Origin of the sequence: Pseudarthrobacter sulfonivorans (assembly GCF_001484605.1) — a bacterium.
Taxonomy (GTDB): domain Bacteria; phylum Actinomycetota; class Actinomycetes; order Actinomycetales; family Micrococcaceae; genus Arthrobacter; species Arthrobacter sulfonivorans_A.
The window spans coordinates 3,934,890-3,953,990 of the sequence record NZ_CP013747.1 but is presented as its reverse complement, the minus strand read 5'-3'; the positions used below and the strand labels follow the sequence as shown (position 1 = coordinate 3,953,990).

Here is a 19,101-nt window from a genome sequence, read left to right as displayed (position 1 = left end):
CGCGATCCTGTCGGTGCTGGCCGGTAGCGTTGAGGCATGACCACCTGGAACACCCTTCCCCGCGCAGCCTTCGATCTCGAAACCACCGGACGGAATTCGCGTGCCGCGCGCATCGTCACGGCGTCGGTCACCGTGGTGGACCAGCAGGGGGACGTGATCACCGAACACGAATGGCTGGCCGATCCCGGCGTCGAAATCCCTACCGAGGCCAGCGATATCCACGGCATCACCACGGAGCATGCCCGGCGTGAGGGACGGCCGGCCCATGAAGTCACCGGGGAGCTCGCAACTGTCCTGCAGGACCTGTTCGACGCCGGAATTCCGGTCATTGCCTTCAACGCCAGCTACGACTTCACCGTCCTGGCCGCTGAGTCCGCCCGCTACGGCGTCCGGCAGTTGAGCCGGTTCCCCGTCCTGGACCCGTTCATCATGAACAAACAGGTAGACCGCTACCGCAAGGGTAAGCGCACACTGACGGCCCTGTGTGAGGAATACGGCATCACGCTGGACAACGCCCATACGTCGGCCGCGGATGCTTTGGCCACGCTCCGGATGCTGGATGCCATGGCCATCAAGTTCCCCAAGCTCAAGATGCCGGCCAGCCAGCTTCACGAACTGCAAAAGGACTGGGCTGTCAGCCAAGCGGCGGACTTCCAGAACTACCTGCGCAAGACCAAGCCCGCCGCCGTAATCGAAGGCGAATGGCCCGTCCTACCTCCGGAAGACGCCAGCGGCGACTTCTAGCTGAGAGCTAACTCACAATTAGCCCGGAACCGCTGACTGGGGCCATCGGAACCCGCAGATTCGGCCACGCGGGCAGCATTCATTCATCAGATGTTCAGGAAGAGTCAACTTCAGCCACTAATTCGGCATTGGGCGCATTGAAGCAAGGTCTTATTCGTCCGAAGGCGCTGAAAGCCGGAAATGAGATGATTAAGTTCAGCGGTAATCCCGCCCCGGCCGGCCGGCATTTGGGAGCAAGGCGCCAGCGCCTGACGCGCAGCCTTCGGCCCGGTTGATCTTATGACTCTGATGAAAGTGACTTTCTCATGAAGACCAAAGCCATGAAGTGGCTGACCAGCGTTCCGGTCGCGGTTGCGCTGGCTGTCTCGCTGGCCGCCTGCGGTAGCGGGACCGCCCAGCCGAGCGGCACGCCCACCGATGCCCTCGCCGGCAGTGACCAGCAGACGCTGGACAAGTACACCACCGCCGACGTCACGCCGTTGGACCAGATCGACAAGACCAAGCTGGGCCTCAACACCGAAGGCAAGCTTGAAGTTGGCACGCTCTCCGACGCCCCGCCGAATATCTTCATCGACCCCGCCGGCAAGTTCACTGGCTACGACAACGAGCTGCTGCGCGCCGTTGCCGGCAAGCTTGGCCTCGAGGTCGAGTTCGTAGCCACCGACTTCTCGGCGCTGCTCTCCCAGGTACAGACCAAGCAGTTCGATGTGGGATCGTCCTCGATTTCCACCACAGACGCCCGCCGCGCCAACGTGGGCTTCACCAACGGCTACGACTTCGGCTTTATGGCTGTCGTTGCCAAGACCGACAGCGACGTCAAGGGCTTCGCAGACCTGGATGCCAATGTCCGCATCGGCGTCGTCCAGGGCACGGTCCAGGACGACTACGTCACCAACACCCTGAAGCTCGAGCCGGTCCGTTTCCCGGACTACGCCACCGTGTACGCCAATGTGCGCAACGGCCAGATCGATGCCTGGGTGGCACCCTCGCAGCAGGCCACCGGCCAGGTGAAGGACGGCGACGGAACTGTCATCGCCGAATCTGTTGTGAACACCCAGAACTTCACCGCTTACGCCGTGAACAAGGACAACAAGGCCCTGATCGATGCTTTGAACTCCGGCCTGGACGCTGTAATTGCTGACGGTACCTGGTCCAAGCTGACCAAGGAATGGTACCCGGACCGCGAGACCCCCGCCGACTGGAAGCCGGGAAGCAAAGCTGCTCCGGCTCCCCAGAGCTGATCTGGGCTTAACCGCTTATGGATCTCCTGGACCAGCTGGGTGAAACGTTCCTCAACTGGGAGGAAATGGCGAAAGTCGTTCCCTCCCTTCTCACGGTGGGCTTGCCCAACACCCTGATCCTGGCCTTGGCATCGGGTATCCTCGGCTCGTTGCTGGGGCTGCTGCTCGCACTCATGGGTATTTCCCGGAATCCGGTGGCCCGCTGGGCAGCCCGGATCTACACCGACCTGTTCCGCGGCCTGCCCGCCATTCTGGTCATCCTGGTGATCGGTATTGGGCTTAGCCCCATAGCCCGGGAACTCACCGGTAACCGGAACCCCTATCCGCTCGGGATCCTGGCGCTGACCCTGATCGCCGGCGCCTACATCGGTGAGATCTTCCGCTCCGGTATCCAGAGCGTGGAGAAAGGCCAGTTGGAGGCCTCGCGTGCCCTTGGCTTCAGCTACGGCAAGTCCATGCGGCTGGTGGTGGTGCCGCAGGGCATCCGCCGCGTGCTGCCTGCCTTGGTGAACCAGTTCATCTCGCTGCTGAAGGATTCCTCCCTGGTATTCGTGCTGGGCTTGGCTGCCTCCGACCGCGAGATTTTCCGGATCGGTAACGATGCGATGGCCAACACGGGGAACCTTTCGCCGCTGGTAGCCGCTGGCGTTCTGTATCTGATCCTGACTGTGCCGCTGACCCACTTCGTAAACTTCATCGACAACCGGCTCCGTACCGGCCGGCCGGAGAAGAAGGAACCGGACGAGCTGGCGGCACCTATCGGCAAGGGGGCACAGGCATGACGGAATTTACTTCCGGCACCCTGACCGGCAAGAACCTGCACCTTTCGTTCGGGCATAACCATGTGCTCCGCGGCATCGATCTCCACGTGGAGAAGGGCACCACGGCTTCGGTCATTGGTCCGTCCGGCTCCGGAAAGTCAACGCTCCTGCGGGTCATGAACAGGCTGATCGAACCGGACCAGGGCGACATCCTGCTGGATGGCCGGTCGGTCCTGAAGGACAACCCGGACGAGCTGCGCCAGCGGATCGGCATGGTCTTCCAGCAGTTCAACCTGTTCCCGCACAAGACCGTGCTGGACAACGTCTCGCTCGCGCTGCGCAAGCTCCGGAAGCTGTCCAAGGACCAGGCGCGTGACGAGGCCCTGGAGCAGCTGGATCTCGTGGGCCTCAAGCACAAAGCTGATGCCCGCCCGGCCAACCTCTCCGGCGGCCAGCAGCAGCGTGTCGCAATCGCCCGTGCGTTGGCCATGAAGCCTGAGGTGATGTTCTTTGACGAGGCCACCTCCGCCCTTGACCCGGAGCTCGTGAAGGGCGTCCTGGCGCTGATGACCGACCTCGCCAAGGGCGGCATGACCATGGTGGTGGTGACCCACGAAATGGGCTTCTCCCGCAACGTCTCAGACACCGTCACGTTTATGGACGCCGGCGTGGTGGTCGAATCGGGTCCGCCCGAGCAGATCTTCACGGCGCCCGCAACGGACCGCCTGAAGGGCTTCCTGTCGGACGTGCTGTAGTGGCACCAACAGAAAATCCCCGTCTCCCGGACATTTTCCCCCACGCATGGTGCGGGGTTTTTGTCCGGGAGGCGGGGATTTCCGCGTTAAGGGCTCAGCAACGCCCCACGGCGGCGCTAGGCTTTCGCGGCAGCTGCAGCCTTCGCGGCGGCCGGGAGGGCGTCAAAGATCCGGTTCATCGCGGCGTCGTCGTGGGCGGCCGACAGGAACCAGGCCTCGAAGACCGACGGCGGCAGGTAAACGCCGGATTCCAGCATGGAGTGGAAGAACGGCGCGTACCGGAAGGTTTCCTGGGCCTGGGCGTCAGCATAGTTGTGGACGCCGTTGGCGGACGTGCCGAATGCCACGGAGAAGAGGTTTCCGGCGAACTGGACGGAGTGGTCCACGCCGGCACTGTCCAGGGCAGCGGACAGCGCCGAGGAAAGTTCCAGCGACCTGGCATCGATGAAGGAGTAGACCTCCCGGGTGGCGTGGGTCAGGGTGGCGACGCCGGCGGCCATGGCTACGGGGTTCCCGGACAGCGTTCCGGCCTGGTACACCGGGCCGAGGGGTGCAAGATAGTCCATAACGTCCGCACGCCCGCCGAGGGCCGCCGTCGGCATTCCGCCGCCGATGACCTTGCCGAACGTGAGCAGGTCAGGGGTCCACGGGTCCGTGGCGTCAGCAGCACCGCCGGTGAGCCCCCAATAGCCGGAGTAGCCTGTGCGGAAGCCGGTGAGCACTTCGTCCAGGATCAGCAGGGCGCCGTGCTCGCGCGTGATACGGGACAGCCCCAGGTTGAAGCCCTCCCCCGGCGTTACCACGCCCATGTTGGCGGGGGCGGCTTCGGTGATGACGGCCGCAATGTTCGGCCCGTGGGCGGCAAAAGCGGCTTCGACGGCGGCGAGGTCGTTGTACGGCAGGACCAGCGTTTCGGCGGCGGTGGCTTCGGTGACGCCGGCCGAGCCCGGCAGCGCCAGGGTGGCAACACCGGATCCTGCAGCGGCCAGCAGCCCGTCCAGGTGGCCGTGGTAGCAGCCGGCGAACTTGATGATGAGGTTCCGGCCGGTGAAGCCACGGGCCAGCCGGACTGCCGTCATGGTGGCCTCGGTGCCGGTGGAGACCATACGCACGCGTTCGGCGGCCGGCACGCGCTCCTGGACGATGGCGGCCAGGTTGGCCTCGTCCGGGGTGGACGCGCCGAAGGACAGGCCTCGGTCCACCGCCGCGTGAACGGCCTCCAGGACGGCCGGATGGGCGTGCCCCAGAAGGGCCGGGCCCCAGGAGCAGACCAGGTCGACGTACTCTTTGCCGTCGGCATCGGTCAGGTATGGGCCCTGGGCCGACACCATAAACCGCGGGGTTCCGCCCACCGAGCCGAAGGCACGGACGGGTGAGTTGACGCCACCGGGCATCAGGGTCTGGGCACGGGCGAAGAGGTCTTCGGAACGAGTCATGCCCCTATTCTTCCATCACGTGCGGTGGCATCCGGCGCCACGCCATGGTGCGGGCGCCGGATACAGTAGCTGCCGGATCAAGTGGCCGCCTGACTCAGCGGTCCGCGAGCATGTCCGCAAGCTTGTCTGCAACGAGGGGCGCCACCTTGGAACCGAACAGTTCGATGGAGCGCATCATCTGCTCGTGGGGCAGCGTGCCGCTGCTGTACTTCATCTCGAAGCGGTCCGCACCGAGGGTGCCCTTGAGCCGGGCGATCTTCTTCGCCACGGTCTCCGGGGAACCAACGAACAGGGCGCCGTCCTCGTCCGCCGCGGCTTCGAACTCGCCACGCCCGGCCGGTCCCCAGCCGCGTTCCGCGCCGATCTTGTTCCGCGTGGCGAGCCAGTGCGGGTAGTACTCCTCGAGGGCCTGCTCGTCAGTTTCGGCCACGTAGCCGGGCGAATGCACGGAGAGGGCCTGCGGTTCCTTACCGGCTTCGGCCAGCGTGCGCCGGTACAGATCGGCATACGGGCGGAAACGCTCGGGCTCGCCGCCGATGATCGCCAGGACCATGGGGTACCCGTAGGTGGCCGTGCGGACTACGGATTGGGGTGAGCCGCCCACTCCGATCCAGGTGGGAAGCAGGCGGCCTTCCACGTGCGGATAGACCATCTGGCCCCGAAGCGACGCCCGGGTCCGGCCGTCCCAGTTCACCGGGTTCTGGGAGCGGACGCGGTCATAGATGTCCAGCTTCTCCTCGAACAGCGCGTCGTAGTCGCCCAGGTCGTAGCCAAAGAGCGGGAAGGACTCCGTGAACGAACCCCTGCCCAGGATCACTTCGGCGCGGCCGTTGGAGACGGCGTCGAGTGTGGCGAAGCGCTGGAAGACGCGGATGGGATCGTCCGAGCTCAGGACCGTGACCGCACTGCCGAGCCGGATGTTTTCCGTGGCCGTGGCGATGGCCGCGAGCACCACGTCCGGCGCACTGACGGCGAAGTCCCTGCGGTGGTGCTCCCCCACGCCGAACGAGTGCAGTCCGACGGCGTCGGCCACCTTGGCCTGTTCCACCACCTGGCGCAGCACCTCCGCGTGGTGCTTGGGTGCGCCGTCGGCAGCCAGGTCGACGTCGCCGAAGGTACTGACGCCCAACAGGATGGTGTCCGCGGGGACGGGGGCAGTGGGGTTGCCCGGGGTGGACGGAGTGGTTACGGAAGGCTCGCTGTTTTCATGCATACGCATACAAACCACCGAGCAGCCGGAAACATTCCCTGCCGCGTCAGGATTCCTTGAGCCAGCCTGCTACCTCGGAGGCCCAGTAGGTCAGCACGGTGTTGGCGCCGGCCCGCTTGATGCCGAGGATGGATTCCGTAATGGCACCCCGCCGGTCGATCCAGCCATTGGCGGCGGCGGCCTCGATCATCGCGTATTCACCCGAGATCTGGTAGGCCGAGACGGGCACGGGACTCATGGCGGCGACGTCGGCCAGGATATCCAGGTAGCTCATGGCCGGCTTCACCATCACCATGTCTGCGCCTTCCTCAAGATCCAGCTCCACCTCAAGGAGGGCTTCGCGGCGGTTGGCGGCGTCCATCTGGTAGGTGCGGCGGTCGCCCTTGAGCTGCGAATCCACGGCTTCCCGGAAGGGACCGTAGAAGGCGGAGGCGTACTTGGCAGCGTAGGCCAGGATGACCGTGTTTTTGTGGCCAGATTCCTCAAGGGCCTGGCGGATCACGGCGATCTGGCCGTCCATCATGCCGGAGGGCCCCAGCACATGGGCGCCGGCGTCGGCCTGGGCCACGGCCATCTGGCCGTAGATCTCCAGCGTGGCGTCGTTATCCACATAGCCATCGGCGTCCAGGACGCCGCAGTGGCCGTGGTCGGTGAATTCGTCCAGGCAGACGTCGCCCATGATGACCAGGTCGTCGCCCACCTCGGCGCGGACGTCGCGGATGGCTTTATTGAGCACACCGTCCGGGTCCAGGGAGGCGGTGCCGCGGGCATCGCGCACGGCGGGCACGCCGAACAGCATGATGCCGCCGACGCCGAGTTCCACGGCCTCCGCGGCGGCGCGCTTGAGCGAATCTGTGGTGTGCTGCACAACCCCGGGCATGGAGGTGATGGGCGACGGTTCGCTGAGGCCTTCGCGGATGAACGCGGGCAGGATCAGGTCGGCGGGCGCCAGGCGGTATTCGGCGGTGAGCCGGCGCATGGCGGGCGTGGTGCGGAGGCGGCGCGGGCGGTGGTTCGGAAAGCTCATCGGGTGTTCCCTTCGTTGGCAAATACGGTGCCCAGCGCGGCCACTATGCCGTCCGGGGTGGGGACTTGGGCGGTGGCGGCCACCGGGATGCCAAGGGCGGCAGCTTCTGCCGCCGTCGGGCGTCCGATGGCGATGAAACGGCAGCGGCCCAGCGGCAGGAGGGTCGCTGCAATGCGCCGCGCGGCGCTTGGCGAGGCGGCCACGACGGCGTCGAGCGTCCCGGCGTCGAGCTCCCCGCGGGTCTGCAGCGGAGTGAGCTCGCGCGGCGCGGTGTTATTGGAAAGTCCGACGGCGGACGGCAGTTCCGCCTCCAGGCGGAGTTCTTGCCGGGCCGGGTAGTCCACGGTGTGGTAGGCCACAACAGCGGTGACGTCGGCGCCCTTGGCCGCGAGGCCATCGCGCAGCGCAGGCGCGGCGATGTCGGCCTGTGGCAACAGCACGCGCGCCGGCGCGGCGGTCCACAGTTCCACGAGTCCTTCGGCGGATTGGATATCCACCGGGGCCAGCGCCACAGGAATGCCCACGGCTTCCAGGATCCGCCGCGAAGACGGCCCGATCGTGGCCACCCGCATTCCCGCCGGCAGCAGTGCCGCCGGCGTGGTGCCGCGCTCAACCGCTTTTTCCACGAGCACACGCACCGTGGTGATGCTGCTGACCACCAGCCAGTCGAAGCCCCCGGCCACCAGATCATCCAGCGCAGCATCGAGGACCGGCTGGTCCGCGGCCCGTTCAAAGTCGATGAGCGGCAGCAGCAGCGGTTCGGCCCCCAGGCTGCCGAGCAGCGCGGCCAGCGGCCTGGCACGGTCGGCGCTGCGGGTGATCAGGACGCGCCGGCCACCCAGAGCGCCCGCCAGGTCATCGGGATGCGGCAAGGTCCGCGATCTCCGCGGCGCCGGCGGCCAGCAGGAGCTCGGCCACCTCGATGCCGAGCAGCGTGGCACCAACCTCGGTGAGACCGTCGGTTGCCTTCTTTTCGCGCACAGTCTTGGTGCCGTCCACGGCGCACACCGCCGCCTCGAGATACAGCATGCTGCCCTTGCGGTACGCAAAGGCACCCACGGGGGCGGCGCAGCCGGCCTCGAGGCGGGCCAGCACGGCACGCTCGGCGGTCACGGCGAGGCGGGTGTCCTCATCGTTGAGCGCGGCCAGGGCCTGCGCCAAAACACCCTGCGAACCCTCGGTGGAACCTGCCTTGCGCGGGGCGTCAGCCGTCCGGCATTCGATGGCCAGCGAACCCTGTCCGGGCGCCGGCAGCATCACGTCCATCTCGAAAAATTCGCTGACGGCGTCCAGGCGGCCGATGCGTTCCAGTCCTGCGGCGGCCAGTACGACGGCGTCCAGGTCACCCGGTGCGCCGGCGGCGTTTCCGGGCAGGCCGGGCACGCGGCCCAGGCGGGTCTCCACATTGCCGCGGATGTCCCGCACTTCCAGGTCAGGGCGGGCGGCACGCAACTGGGCAGCTCGGCGCGGCGAGCCGGTGCCCACCCTGGCGCCCTGCGGCAGATCAGCCAGCTTAAGGCCGTCGCGGGCGCACAGGACGTCCCGCACGTCCGCACGCTTGGGCGTTGCGGCGATGGTGAGGCCCGGCGCGGCGCCCGTGGGAAGGTCCTTGAGCGAGTGCACAGCGACATCGCAGGTGTCCTGCAGCAGGGCATCGCGCAGGGCGGCGACAAACACCCCGGTGCCGCCCATCTGGGACAGGGACCCCGTCTTGACGTCGCCCTCGGTGGTGATGTGCACCAGCTCCACGGGGAAGCCTCCGACGGCGGCCAGCTGGTCCGCCGTCTGCTGGGTCTGGGTCAGGGCGAGCTTGCTGGCCCTGGTTCCGATCCGTACGGTCATGGGGTTCCTTCTCCCCCGGCAGCGCCCGCAGATGCGGCCGGGTATGCGTCGTGTCCGGTGCCGACGGTGGTGTCGGCTCCGGCGATGGTGGGCTTTTCGCCGCGGAAGTTCGCGCAGCATCCCGGCCGGCAGACGTCGTACCAGGGGCCTAGTCCGGTCACGGCGGGCCGGTCGCTGATGTTGTTGGCGAGCGTACGTTCGGAGATGAGGTCCACCAGGCCGTTCACAAACTTCCGGTGCGTGCCGGGGGTGGGTACCCGCGTGGCAGCCAGGCCGAGGTTGCGGCAGGTTTCCAGGGCTTCCGTATCCAGGTCCCAGACAACTTCCATGTGGTCGCTGACGAAGCCCAGCGGGACGATGACGATGCCTTTGATGCCTTGGCCCGCCAGATCGGCGATGGCGTCGTTGATGTCCGGCTCCAGCCAGGGCACGTGCGGCGCGCCCGAGCGGGATTGGTAGACAAGGGACCAGGGTGCGGTCAGCCCTGACTCGGCCTTAACACGGCTGATAACTGCGGCGCCGGTGGCCAGGTGCTGGGCCACGTAGGCGGAACCTTCGTCGAACCCGCGCGGTTCGTCCGCGGAACTTCCGGCGGCCTCGGCATCCCGGGTGGGGATGGAGTGGGTGGCAAAAAGGATGTGCACGGGGGCGTCCGGCGTTCCGGCCGCAGTGAGCTGCGCCCGCACGTCCGCCAGCCCGGCAGCGGTGCCTTCAATGAAGGGCTCCACAAAGCCGGGGTGGTCGAAGTACTGGCGGACCTTGTCCACCTCAAGCCGGCCGTCCAGTCCTGTCTCCGTCAGGGCGATGCCGATGTCCTCGCGGTACTGGCGGCAGCTGGAGTAACAGGAGTAGGCACTCGTGGTGACCATCAGCAGTTTGCGGTGGCCGGCGTCGTACGCGTCCTGCAGCGCCTGCGGAATGTAGGGGTCCCAGTTGCGGTTGCCCCACAGCACGGGAAGCTCAATGCCGCGGGCGCTGAGCTCCGCTTCCAGGGCTGCCTTGAGCTCGCGGTTCTGTTGGTTGATGGGGCTGATGCCGCCGTTGGCCCGGTAGTGGTGGGAAACCTCTTCGAGCCGCTCGTCCGGGATGCCGCGGCCGCGGGTGACATTGCGCAGGAACGGGATGACGTCGTCCTGGCCCTCGGGCCCGCCAAAGGAGGCCAGCAGGACGCCGTCATAGTTTTTGGGCGCCATCCGGCCGGCTTCGGTGACCGGGTTGGTTCCGGTGAGCACGGCGCCCGCCGCGGGATCGGGCTGGGTCATGCGAGGACCTCAGCGACCTCGGCTGCGGTGATGCGGCGGCCGGTGTAGAACGGGATTTCCTCCCGTACGTGGTTGCGTGCTTCGGTGGCGCGGAGGTGGCGCATGAGGTCCACGAGGTCCACCAGTTCGGGGGCTTCCAGTCCCAGGATCCATTCCCAGTCGCCCAGGGCGAAGGAGGATACCGTGTTGGAGATGACCTGCGGGAACTCCCGGCCCAGCATGCCGTGGTCGCGGAGCATCTTGCCGCGTTCTTGCTCGGGCAGGATGTACCACTCATAGGAGCGCACGAACGGGTAGACGCAGAGCCATTCGGCCGGGGCCACACCGCGTGAGTAAGCGGGGGTGTGGTTCTTGGCGAACTCGGCTTCCCGGTGCACGCCCATGGCGGACCAGACAATCTCGGTTCCGGCGAAAAGCGTGCTGCGGCGGATGTCGCGGATGGCCTGCTGCAGCGCTTCGGGCTTCGGGCCGTGGAGCCACACCATGACGTCGGCGTCGGCGCGCATCGCGGAGACGTCGTAGCTGCCGCGGTGCGTCACGCCCGCCTCGGCCAGGCGGACCAACAGGGCATCGAAATCGGCGGCAGCATCAGCGCTGCGCACCAGTTCCTCGGACCGCTTGAAAACAGTCCAGAGAGTGAAGAACTGCTCGGCTGATTCTTCGGTTTTAGTGACAGATTCGGCAGAAGTGTGGCTCATGGTTACCAGTTTGCCCCTTCCCTACCGCCAAGTCGAAACCAGCGACTTCTACAAGACGTAGAAGTGCTCAATGTCACACGTTCGGCGCAGCATGGGTTGCGAGCCGATCCGGCACCGAGGTCAGATCTGGCGGATCCGGGCAAAAAGGAGGCCAGCGGCTCCCGCGGACCCCACCAGTCCCACACCAAGCCAGACCTTCGCGGGTTCGGCCGCCGCGGCTGCTGCCGTGGCGGACGCCATGTTGTCCCGGCTGGCAGGCGCGTTTCCGTGGCGCCCCGGTCCCGAAACAGGCGTGGCGTTGGTGCTGTGGTTGTCCGTGGGCTGGTCCGCAGCAGGGTCGGCTTCCTGTCCGGCATCCTGCGTCGCGTCGGCGGGGGCACCGGGCTGGCCGTTCGGCTGCGTGCCTGCCGCTGAACCTGCGGCCTCCGGGGACGTGCTGACCGGCGCCGGAGCGCTCGACGGCGGGACGGTACCTTGGGGAGCCGTGCCCTGCGGAGTGGTGCCCTGCGGCGCTGGGCTGGCAGATGTCGACGGAGCGGACGACGTCGGCGCAGTTGACGTGGGGGCCGTGGACGTGGGGGCCGGAGACGGTGTGACCGTCGGAGTGGAAGATCCTGAGGGGGCGGGAGTCGGTTCGGGTGAGGCTTTGGTCTGTCCGCCGGAACCGCCCAGGAGGCCATTCAGCAGGCCGCTGACCCCGGCGAGGTCCCCGTCGGCCGCAACCGCGGCGGACTCCGTGGGTTCGGCGCTGCCGTCAGCCGCCTGGGATGCCGGAACGCCGGCGGACAGGACCAGTACCGCTCCGACGGCAGCCGCTGCAGCGCCACGCCGGAGTCCCCCATGGATACTGGTCCGGGAACGGGAAGATTCGGACCTGTAAATAACCATAGTTATCGACCCTAGCCACATCAGGGGGTGGATTGAAAACCGGAAACTGCACCCCGGAGTGGTCCTTTCAAGGCCCATATTCCACTGAACAGGAGCGATGGTCAGCTGAGCAGGCTGCGAATTTCTTTTCGGGTATCGGCCACCACTGCGGCGAGTCCGTTGCCGGCCACCCATCCGCCCACAATGCCGAGGCCGGCCTCTGCCGCGCAGAGCTTCCTGACCTCGGCCACCCGGGCTTTGTGTCCTACGGCCGCGAACGGCAGGGCCCCTTGCCACCTGACAACATCCCAGCCAACGACGTCGGTCCCCTGCACCGGGACGTCCAGCAGCGCCGAAGCATCATGCAAGGCAGCAGCCAGTAGTTCCGCGTCGAGGGCAGGCGCGGAGCCGCCGGTTTCTGGGGTCGCGGGTTCCGAGGCCTCCAGGCGGCCGTAGGAGAGCCGCAGCACATGGGTCCCGGGACCTGCCGCAGCGGCCAGCCAATCCCACTTCGCGGTGGCGTGCGTGAGGGCTTTTGCCTGGACGCCCGGCGTCTGGGGGGCCACCAGGATCCCGGTGCCCCGCGGCCTGCGGTCCAGTTCGGGCAGGTCCACTACCACGGTGACGAGCCGGACATCCGGACCGCTTTCGGGGCTCCTGCCGGCCAGGGCGGGCACGGCCGCCTGAAGCAGCCCCACTGCGGCCGGGCCGGGCAGCGCCACCACCAGCATGCCGCCGTCGTGCGTTGCGTCACCGGCGGTGACGCGCCACCCGTCCGGCGTCCGTTCGACGGCGTCCGCGGCTGTTCCACTCATCAGGGTGACACCGCGGCCGCGGAGATCGCTGAGCAGGGCCGAAACCAGGGTGTGCATCCCGCCTTTGAGGCCGGCGACTGCGGAACCCGCCTTCGCGACGGACGGCTGGGTGGAACCGCGCCGCTGGGCGGCCACCGCGCCAGCGAGGGAACCGTGCTCACGGATGCCGGCCCGGAGGCCGGGGGCCACCATGTCCACGTCCAGGAGACCGGGGTCCGCGGAGTGCACGCCGCCCACCACAGGGGCCACGAGGCGGTCCAACACGCGGCGGCCCATCCGGGCCCGCACCAGCGCCGCGACGCTGGTGACGTCCGCCGACGCGCCGATCGACGCCGGCAGGTACTTGTCCAGCGACGCCCGCAGCGAACCCGCAAATCCGAGGGACCGCCTGACCTCCGGGTCCCAGGGGTTGGCGGGAATGCCCAGGACTCCGGTCTTGGGCAGTTCGCGGGGGCCGTCCGGAAGCTGCACCCAGGCGCCGCCCGGGCGGGGCGCCACAACGTTGCCGCCGAGTCCCAGTTCAGCAGCAAGGTCCGCCACAGCGTTCGAGCGTGTGGCGAAGGACTCTGCTCCGCTGTCCAGGGTGAGGCCGGCCACCACGTGGCTGCCCACGCAGCCGCCCCAGGATGCTGTGGCTTCCAGGACGGTGACGGCGCGTCCGGCAGCTGCCAGCTCGCGGGCGGCCAGCAGGCCGGAGATGCCGCCGCCCAGGACGACGGCGGTCTGGGCCGGTGTCACGGAACTGCCCACGGTCCTACTCCGGGGAAATGGAGTGGATGAGTTCTACAACGCGGGTCAGGACCGTGGGGTCGGTTTCCGGCGGCACCCCGTGTCCAAGGTTGAGCACGTGGCCGGGCGCAGAAGCGCCGGCCGCAATGACCGCACGGACATGGGCTTCCAGCACGTCCCACGGCGCGGACAGCAGCGCGGGGTCGATGTTGCCCTGCAGGGGCACCGTTCCGCCCAGGCGCCGGTTGGCCTCATCCAGCGGAAGGCGGTAATCCACGCCCACCACGTCCACGCCGACGTCGCGCATGGCAACAAGCAGTTCGGAGGTTCCGGTACCAAAGTGGATCAGCGGCGCGCCGAGGTGGCGGACATGGTCCAGCGCCCGGGCCGAGGCCGGTGCCACGAACTTGGTGTAGTCGGCCAGGCCCAGTGACCCTGCCCAGGAATCAAACAGCTGCCCGGCGGAGGCGCCGGCTTCCAGCTGGGCGCGGAGGAACATCCCCGAGGCGTCGGCGGCCCAGTTGGCCAGCGCCGTCCAGGTTTCCGGGTCCGCGTGCATCATGGTGCGCGGGCCCAGGTGGTCACGGGAGGGTTTGCCCTCCACCATGTAGGCGGCGAGGGTGAACGGGGCACCGGCAAAGCCGATCAGCGGGGTTTTGCCCAGCTCGGCGACGGTGAGCCGCACGGCTTCGCGGATCGGTTCCAGCGCTTCCCAGGTCAGCTGGGGCAGGGCAGCCACGTCTGCAGCCGTGCGCACCGGTTTGTCCAGCACGGGGCCCACGCCCGGCACAATGTCCACGCCGACGCCGGCGAGCTTGAGCGGAATGACGATGTCGGAGAAGAAAATGGCAGCGTCCACGTCATGGCGCCGGACGGGCTGCAGCGTGATTTCGGCCGCGAGCTCGGGCCGCAGGCAGGAATCCAGCATGGCCACGCCTTCGCGCACCTTCAGGTATTCCGGCAGGGAGCGCCCGGCCTGCCGCATGAACCACACGGGCCGCCGCGACGGCTTGCCGCCGCGGTAGGCGGTGATGAGGGGAGAATCTGCGGTGCGGCCGTCCATCAGCGGATGGCCCGCAGCGAGGGCACCGGCAGCAGACGGGACACTGGGCACGGCATTGGACACGGCGGAGCTGGAAGTCATGCCTTTGATTGTGCCCAAAATCGGCCCTAAAAGATAACGACAGCCTGTCACGGAAAGCCGCCCGGGACGCGCCGTGACAGGAATCATGGCCCTCCACCGCCCGTTGCCGTTTGGCCTGTTGTTCTACCAGGCTACGAAAAAGCTATGATTGATCTGCTGTGGTTCTTTTTTCATTGGTGGCTACACACGCCGACATCGACCTTGAGACCGTTGCTCAACTGAGCAACGGTGCTTCCGGGATCGCCACATCCGCACTCTCCGGATCGCCGGCAGTGACGGGTGCGGTGGTGCTTGCCACCTGCAACCGGTACGAAATCTACGGTGAAGCTCCCCACGCTGACGATGTTGAGGCTGCCCGGGCGGCCCTCGTCTCGGAGATCAGCGGCCTCAGCGGACTCAACGAACAGCTCGTGTCCCGCTCCTTCAGCACACGCACCGGCCCCGAAGTCAGCCAGCACCTTTTCGCCGTCAGCGCAGGACTGGACTCCGCCGTCGTGGGTGAACGTGAAATCGCCGGCCAGGTCCGCCGCGCACTCATCACCGCCCAGCACGAGGGCACGGCCAGCTCCGGCCTGGTCCGCCTCTTCCAGGCCGCCTCCAAGACGGCCAAGGATGTCGGAGCACAGACCGCCCTCGGTTCCCGGGGCCTGTCCATCGTTTCAGTGGCACTGGATCTGGCCACCGATCTTTCCGAAAGCCCCGACTGGTCAGCGAAGAAGGTGGTGGTGTTCGGCACCGGCGCCTACGCCGGCGCCACCATGGCGCTGCTCCGCGAAAGGGGCTGCACCGACATCTCCGTGTTCTCCTCGTCGGGACGCGCCGAAGCGTTCGTCGCCACCCGCGGCGGAACATCGCTGGACAGCGATTCCCTGCCGCTGGCCGTGGCGGCGGCCGACGTCATGATCGGCTGCAGCGGCTCCGACACCCGGGTCGAGGCCGGTGAACTTGCCGAGATCCGCGCAGACTCTCCCCAGCCGCTGATCGCGATCGACCTCGCCCTCACCCATGACTTTGACCCCGAAGTCGGCCAGCTCGACGGCGTTGAGCTGCTCACGCTGGAATCCGTGCGTTTGGCGGCACCCCAGGAACAGGCCGAGTCCCTCACCCAGGCCAGCGGCATTGTGTCCGGCGCGGCCCAGGCCTTCGAACAGGAACGGGAAGCCCGCTCGGTGGATTCCGCCATCGTGGCGCTCCGGCGGCACACCATGAACGTCCTGGATGCGGAAATGGAACGCGTCCGTGCCCGCCACGGCTGCACCGCCGCCGCCGAGGAAGTGGAGTTCGCCCTCCGCCGGATGGTCAAGCAGCTGCTGCACGTGCCCACTGTCCGTGCCCGTGAGCTCGCCGCCAACGGCCAGCAGGACGACTACGTGTCCGCGCTCGAAACCCTCTACGGCATCACCGTGGAGCAGCCGGCCACCGCAGCGCAGGCGGAGTGCCCCGTGGACCACCGGGGCCTCGAAACCGCCTGACCGGCCCCCGTTGCTCTATCAGTTTTGGCTCTCAACCGAACGTTTTGGCGACCAAAAGTGATAGGGCAACCGGTTAGTAGACCGGCTTCTGCGGCTCCACGTCGCGCACCCAGGCCAGGATTCCGCCGTCGAGATGGCTGACCCGCTGGTAGCCGGCCTTCCGCGCAGCCTCCAGCACGTTGGCTGACCGGGTGCCTGCTTTGCAGTGGAACACAATGTCCTTGTCCTGCGGGAGTTCCGCCCAGGCCTCCCCCGCGAGGATCCTGCCCTGCGGGATCAGCACCGAGCCGTCGATGCTCACGATGTCGTGTTCGCCGGTTTCCCTGACGTCCACCAGCTCGAAGTCCTTCAGGCCTGCCTTCCGGGACGCCAGCATGGTGGCCAGCTGGGTTGCCGTCACTGTGTGCTCCGTGTCTGCGGAGACGGCAGGAGTGATGCCGCAGAAGGCTTCGTAGTCCGTCAGTTCCGTAATGGGTTCCGCCGCCGGGTCCTTCGACACGCGGATCTCGCGCCAGCTTCCGCCCAGAGCATCAAACAGTGCCACCCGGCCCAGGAGTGAACGCCCGACGCCGGTGATCAGCTTGACTGCCTCGGTCACCATGAGTGAACCCACAGCAGCACAGAGCATGCCGAAGACGCCGCCCTCGCCGCAGGAGGGCACGGATCCGGCCGGCGGGGCCTCGGGATAAAGGTCCCGATAGGTGGGTCCGTGCTTTTCCCAGAACACGCTGACCTGACCGTCGAAGCGGAAGATCGATCCCCACACATAGGGCTTGCCGAGGATGGCGGCGGCATCGTTGACCAGGTAACGGGTGGCGAAGTTGTCCGCCCCGTCCAGGACCAGGTCGTAGTCCGCGAACAGCTCCAGTGCGTTGGACGCATCCAACCTGACGTTGTGCAGCCGGACCTCCACCAGCGGGTTCAGTGCGGCAATCGCGTCCCGCGCGGATTCGATCTTGGGCCGTCCTACGTCGGCGACGCCGTGGATCACCTGGCGCTGGAGATTGCTGAGGTCAACGTCGTCGTCGTCGACGATTCCCAGGGTTCCCACACCCGCCGCCGCCAGGTAGAGCAGCGCCGGCGAACCCAGTCCCCCGGCACCGATGACCAGCACCTTGGCGTTCTTCAGCCGCCGCTGCCCCACCGCTCCGATTTCGGGAATGATGAGGTGCCGCGAGTAGCGTTCCACCTCGGCCGGCGTCAGTTCACCGGCGGGCTCCACGAGCGGTTTAAGCGAGACAGAGGAATCATTTGCGGTCAAAGTCGAAGCCATACTTCAATGTATGCCCCGAGATACCGCCCGGTCATATTACCGCGCAGTATTGTGTAAGTAACGGCAAGGGAAAGTAGGGCAACTGTGGTCCATGAAGCACGGGCTGACCGGGCGTCCGGCGGGGAACCGCCAACACCTCAACGCACTGCAGGCCAGCGGTCCGCCCGGCTTCCCCGGGACGAGCGCCGGGCGCAGCTCCTCGCGGCGGCCCAGGAGGTTTTTGTCGCCAACGGCTACCACGGCGCCGCCATGGATGAAATCGCCGAAACGGCCCATGTGAGCAAACCGGTGCTGTACCAGCACTTCCCGTCCAAACGGGAGCTGTATCTTGCCCTCCTGGACAGCCATCTCGCGTCGCTGACGGACCTGATGCTCGGCGCACTGAGCTCCACCACCGACAATGACGAACGTGTCCAGGCGGTGATGCGCGCCTACTACCGCTTCATCGCCAGCGACGACCAAGCGCACCGCCTGGTCTTCGAATCGGACCTCATCAACGATCCCGATGTCAGTTCACGCCTCGAGACTTTCAACAAGACGTTCGCGGACGCCGTGGCCCGGGTGATTGCCGAGGACACCAAGCTGCCCCACCTGGAGGCGCAGCTTCTGGGCCGTGGCCTAGCCGGAATGGCCCAGGTCAGCGCGCGTTACTGGCTGGAAACGGACGGGAACCTGGACCTCGATGTGGCCAGCGACCTCATTTACCGTTTAGCTTGGCGCGGAATCTCGCGCTTCCCCAAAGAGTCCTAGACTACAAATGAGAGAACCCAAGAAACTTTGATTGGCTGGGAGGCCCCCTTTTGGAAATTAAGATCGGCATTCAGAACATTGGCCGCGAAATCGTATTGGAATCTGCTCAGGATGCTGACGCTGTAGCCACGGTCGTTCAAGAAGCCATCACCAAGGGCACAGACCTCCGCCTCAAGGACGACAAGGGACGCATCATCATCGTTCCCGGGAACGCCCTGGGCTACGTGGAAATCGGCGCCGAAGAGGCCCGCAAGGTCGGTTTCGGCCAGTTCTAGCACGTCCGCGGCCAGCCGCCTTGGCGGTTGGCCGCTGCTTTCCGAGGAGATTCCATGCTTTCGCTGACCATCGTTGTCCTGGTCACAGCAGCCGCAGGCTTTATTATCTGGGCCAATGACAAGCGCCACACCCGGTACGGCACAGGGTTACCCGCCGGAGTTGCCGTAGTGGTGGGCGCAGTCAGCTGGATCATCTTCATCTCGGCAGGCTTTGGCTACCAGCCGGGCCTGACGTGGATTCCCTGGGTCCTGCCCATGGCCCTCGGCACCGTCGCTGCAATCGGGACGGTCATCTACTTGGGCCGGACGCGCGCAAGCCACGATACGCGGCGGCTGACGCAGGCGCTCAAGCTTTAGGCCGCGCCCTTTTTCCTTAAGAACCCGTGACCACCACCCAGCAGGGTGCGTGGTCACGGTCCTTTAACCCGGCGGCCTAAGCCACCGGCTGGGCTGTGGCGCCGAGCCGAACGGCAGCAGCACTCACCGCTGCGGCAGCAGCGGCATCCCGCTCAGTGACCTCGCCGCCGGCGTCGTGGGACGTGTAGCGGAGATGCACCCTGTTGTAGCGCCAGTCAAGGTCCGGGTGGTGGTTCTGTTCTTCCGCCACGCGTCCGACGGCGGCAATCAGCTCCAGTGCGGCGGCCGCCGTCGGCGTCTTGTAGACAGCGACGAGCCCGCCCAGCCGGTACTGCCAGTCGGGGAGCGCGGCGAGGACAGCCTCGATGCGCTCCCGCGTGAGTATGTCTTCCTTGCCGGCCACAGCGGCCTCCTCGGCTCGTCCGGTGAGCCCGCCCCGGCGT

At 66.9% G+C, this 19,101-nt stretch carries 20 protein-coding genes; 8 read left to right on the top strand and 12 right to left on the bottom strand.

Translation table 11 applies throughout. The features are described 5' to 3' along the window. Nucleotides 1-36 precede the first annotated feature (36 nt). The 4 genes from AU252_RS17975 to AU252_RS17960 all read left to right on the top strand — a co-directional run bounded on the left by AU252_RS17975 (nucleotide 37) and on the right by AU252_RS17960 (nucleotide 3,501). On the top strand, nucleotides 37-744 hold the full coding sequence (locus AU252_RS17975; protein WP_058931889.1) for a 3'-5' exonuclease: 708 nt from the start codon (nucleotides 37-39) through the stop codon (nucleotides 742-744). Nucleotides 745-1,049: 305 nt separating this feature from the next. Continuing rightward, nucleotides 1,050-1,985, top strand: a complete 936-nt coding sequence (locus tag AU252_RS17970; protein ID WP_058931888.1) for an ABC transporter substrate-binding protein — start codon at nucleotides 1,050-1,052, stop codon at nucleotides 1,983-1,985. Nucleotides 1,986-2,002: 17 nt separating this feature from the next. Further along, nucleotides 2,003-2,767 (top strand): amino acid ABC transporter permease, encoded by a 765-nt coding sequence (locus tag AU252_RS17965; protein WP_056343886.1) that lies wholly within the window; start codon nucleotides 2,003-2,005, stop codon nucleotides 2,765-2,767. After that, nucleotides 2,764-3,501: an amino acid ABC transporter ATP-binding protein gene (locus tag AU252_RS17960; protein ID WP_058931887.1), complete on the top strand. Its 738-nt coding sequence runs from the start codon at nucleotides 2,764-2,766 to the stop codon at nucleotides 3,499-3,501. Before AU252_RS17965 ends, AU252_RS17960 begins: the two co-directional genes overlap by 4 nt. 116 nt (nucleotides 3,502-3,617) lie before the next feature. Here the strand turns inward: AU252_RS17960 and hemL are convergent, their stop codons facing one another. The 10 genes from hemL to hemE form a co-directional block, all read right to left on the bottom strand. Beyond that, the gene (hemL, locus tag AU252_RS17955) at nucleotides 3,618-4,937 is read right to left on the bottom strand and encodes a glutamate-1-semialdehyde 2,1-aminomutase (RefSeq protein ID WP_058931886.1); all 1,320 of its coding nucleotides are present in this window, start codon (nucleotides 4,935-4,937) and stop codon (nucleotides 3,618-3,620) included. Between the two features lie 94 nt (nucleotides 4,938-5,031). Beyond that, nucleotides 5,032-6,150 carry an LLM class flavin-dependent oxidoreductase gene (locus tag AU252_RS17950; protein ID WP_058931885.1) on the bottom strand — a complete coding sequence of 373 codons (1,119 nt, stop codon included), beginning with the start codon at nucleotides 6,148-6,150 and terminating at the stop codon, nucleotides 5,032-5,034. 43 nt (nucleotides 6,151-6,193) lie between these two features. Then, nucleotides 6,194-7,174: a porphobilinogen synthase gene (gene hemB, locus AU252_RS17945; protein WP_058931884.1), complete on the bottom strand. Its 981-nt coding sequence runs from the start codon at nucleotides 7,172-7,174 to the stop codon at nucleotides 6,194-6,196. Beyond that, nucleotides 7,171-8,046 carry a uroporphyrinogen-III synthase gene (locus tag AU252_RS17940; protein WP_058931883.1) on the bottom strand — a complete coding sequence of 292 codons (876 nt, stop codon included), beginning with the start codon at nucleotides 8,044-8,046 and terminating at the stop codon, nucleotides 7,171-7,173. The genes hemB and AU252_RS17940 overlap by 4 nt, the downstream gene beginning before the upstream one ends. Then, complete coding sequence (gene hemC, locus AU252_RS17935; protein ID WP_058931882.1) at nucleotides 8,030-9,016, bottom strand: hydroxymethylbilane synthase; 987 nt, start codon at nucleotides 9,014-9,016, stop codon at nucleotides 8,030-8,032. Before hemC ends, AU252_RS17940 begins: the two co-directional genes overlap by 17 nt. Next, nucleotides 9,013-10,278 carry a ferrochelatase gene (locus tag AU252_RS17930; protein WP_058931881.1) on the bottom strand — a complete coding sequence of 422 codons (1,266 nt, stop codon included), beginning with the start codon at nucleotides 10,276-10,278 and terminating at the stop codon, nucleotides 9,013-9,015. The genes hemC and AU252_RS17930 overlap by 4 nt, the downstream gene beginning before the upstream one ends. Then, nucleotides 10,275-10,976 carry a hydrogen peroxide-dependent heme synthase gene (hemQ, locus tag AU252_RS17925; RefSeq protein WP_058931880.1) on the bottom strand — a complete coding sequence of 234 codons (702 nt, stop codon included), beginning with the start codon at nucleotides 10,974-10,976 and terminating at the stop codon, nucleotides 10,275-10,277. Before hemQ ends, AU252_RS17930 begins: the two co-directional genes overlap by 4 nt. Before the next feature lie 120 nt (nucleotides 10,977-11,096). Then, on the bottom strand, nucleotides 11,097-11,864 hold the full coding sequence (locus AU252_RS17920) for a hypothetical protein (protein WP_058931879.1): 768 nt from the start codon (nucleotides 11,862-11,864) through the stop codon (nucleotides 11,097-11,099). Nucleotides 11,865-11,965: 101 nt separating this feature from the next. Continuing rightward, nucleotides 11,966-13,408: a protoporphyrinogen oxidase gene (gene hemG / locus AU252_RS17915; protein ID WP_058931878.1), complete on the bottom strand. Its 1,443-nt coding sequence runs from the start codon at nucleotides 13,406-13,408 to the stop codon at nucleotides 11,966-11,968. 4 nt (nucleotides 13,409-13,412) lie between these two features. After that, nucleotides 13,413-14,531, bottom strand: coding sequence for a uroporphyrinogen decarboxylase (gene hemE / locus AU252_RS17910; protein ID WP_058933038.1), 1,119 nt, complete (start codon nucleotides 14,529-14,531; stop codon nucleotides 13,413-13,415). Nucleotides 14,532-14,689: 158 nt separating this feature from the next. Here hemE and AU252_RS17905 point away from each other — a divergent pair, with 158 nt between their 5' ends. After that, on the top strand, nucleotides 14,690-16,003 hold the full coding sequence (locus AU252_RS17905; protein WP_058931877.1) for a glutamyl-tRNA reductase: 1,314 nt from the start codon (nucleotides 14,690-14,692) through the stop codon (nucleotides 16,001-16,003). A 73-nt stretch (nucleotides 16,004-16,076) separates the two neighbouring features. On the opposite strand, the gene moeB is transcribed toward AU252_RS17905, so the two are convergent. Next, on the bottom strand, nucleotides 16,077-17,276 hold the full coding sequence (moeB, locus tag AU252_RS17900; RefSeq protein WP_058931876.1) for a molybdopterin-synthase adenylyltransferase MoeB: 1,200 nt from the start codon (nucleotides 17,274-17,276) through the stop codon (nucleotides 16,077-16,079). Between the two features lie 84 nt (nucleotides 17,277-17,360). On the opposite strand from moeB, the gene AU252_RS17895 reads away from it, so the two are divergent. Genes AU252_RS17895 through AU252_RS17885 form a run of 3 tightly spaced genes read left to right on the top strand, consistent with a single transcriptional unit; the run spans nucleotide 17,361 to nucleotide 18,658 of the window. Next, nucleotides 17,361-18,026 (top strand): TetR/AcrR family transcriptional regulator, encoded by a 666-nt coding sequence (locus AU252_RS17895; RefSeq protein WP_058931875.1) that lies wholly within the window; start codon nucleotides 17,361-17,363, stop codon nucleotides 18,024-18,026. A 50-nt stretch (nucleotides 18,027-18,076) separates the two neighbouring features. Beyond that, nucleotides 18,077-18,301 (top strand): DUF3107 domain-containing protein, encoded by a 225-nt coding sequence (locus AU252_RS17890; protein WP_058931874.1) that lies wholly within the window; start codon nucleotides 18,077-18,079, stop codon nucleotides 18,299-18,301. Nucleotides 18,302-18,355: 54 nt separating this feature from the next. Beyond that, nucleotides 18,356-18,658 carry a hypothetical protein gene (locus AU252_RS17885; protein WP_058931873.1) on the top strand — a complete coding sequence of 101 codons (303 nt, stop codon included), beginning with the start codon at nucleotides 18,356-18,358 and terminating at the stop codon, nucleotides 18,656-18,658. Nucleotides 18,659-18,734: 76 nt separating this feature from the next. Here AU252_RS17885 and AU252_RS17880 read toward each other — a convergent pair whose 3' ends face one another. Then, the gene (locus AU252_RS17880) at nucleotides 18,735-19,061 is read right to left on the bottom strand and encodes a 4a-hydroxytetrahydrobiopterin dehydratase (RefSeq protein WP_058931872.1); all 327 of its coding nucleotides are present in this window, start codon (nucleotides 19,059-19,061) and stop codon (nucleotides 18,735-18,737) included. Between the last annotated feature and the right edge of the window lie 40 nt (nucleotides 19,062-19,101).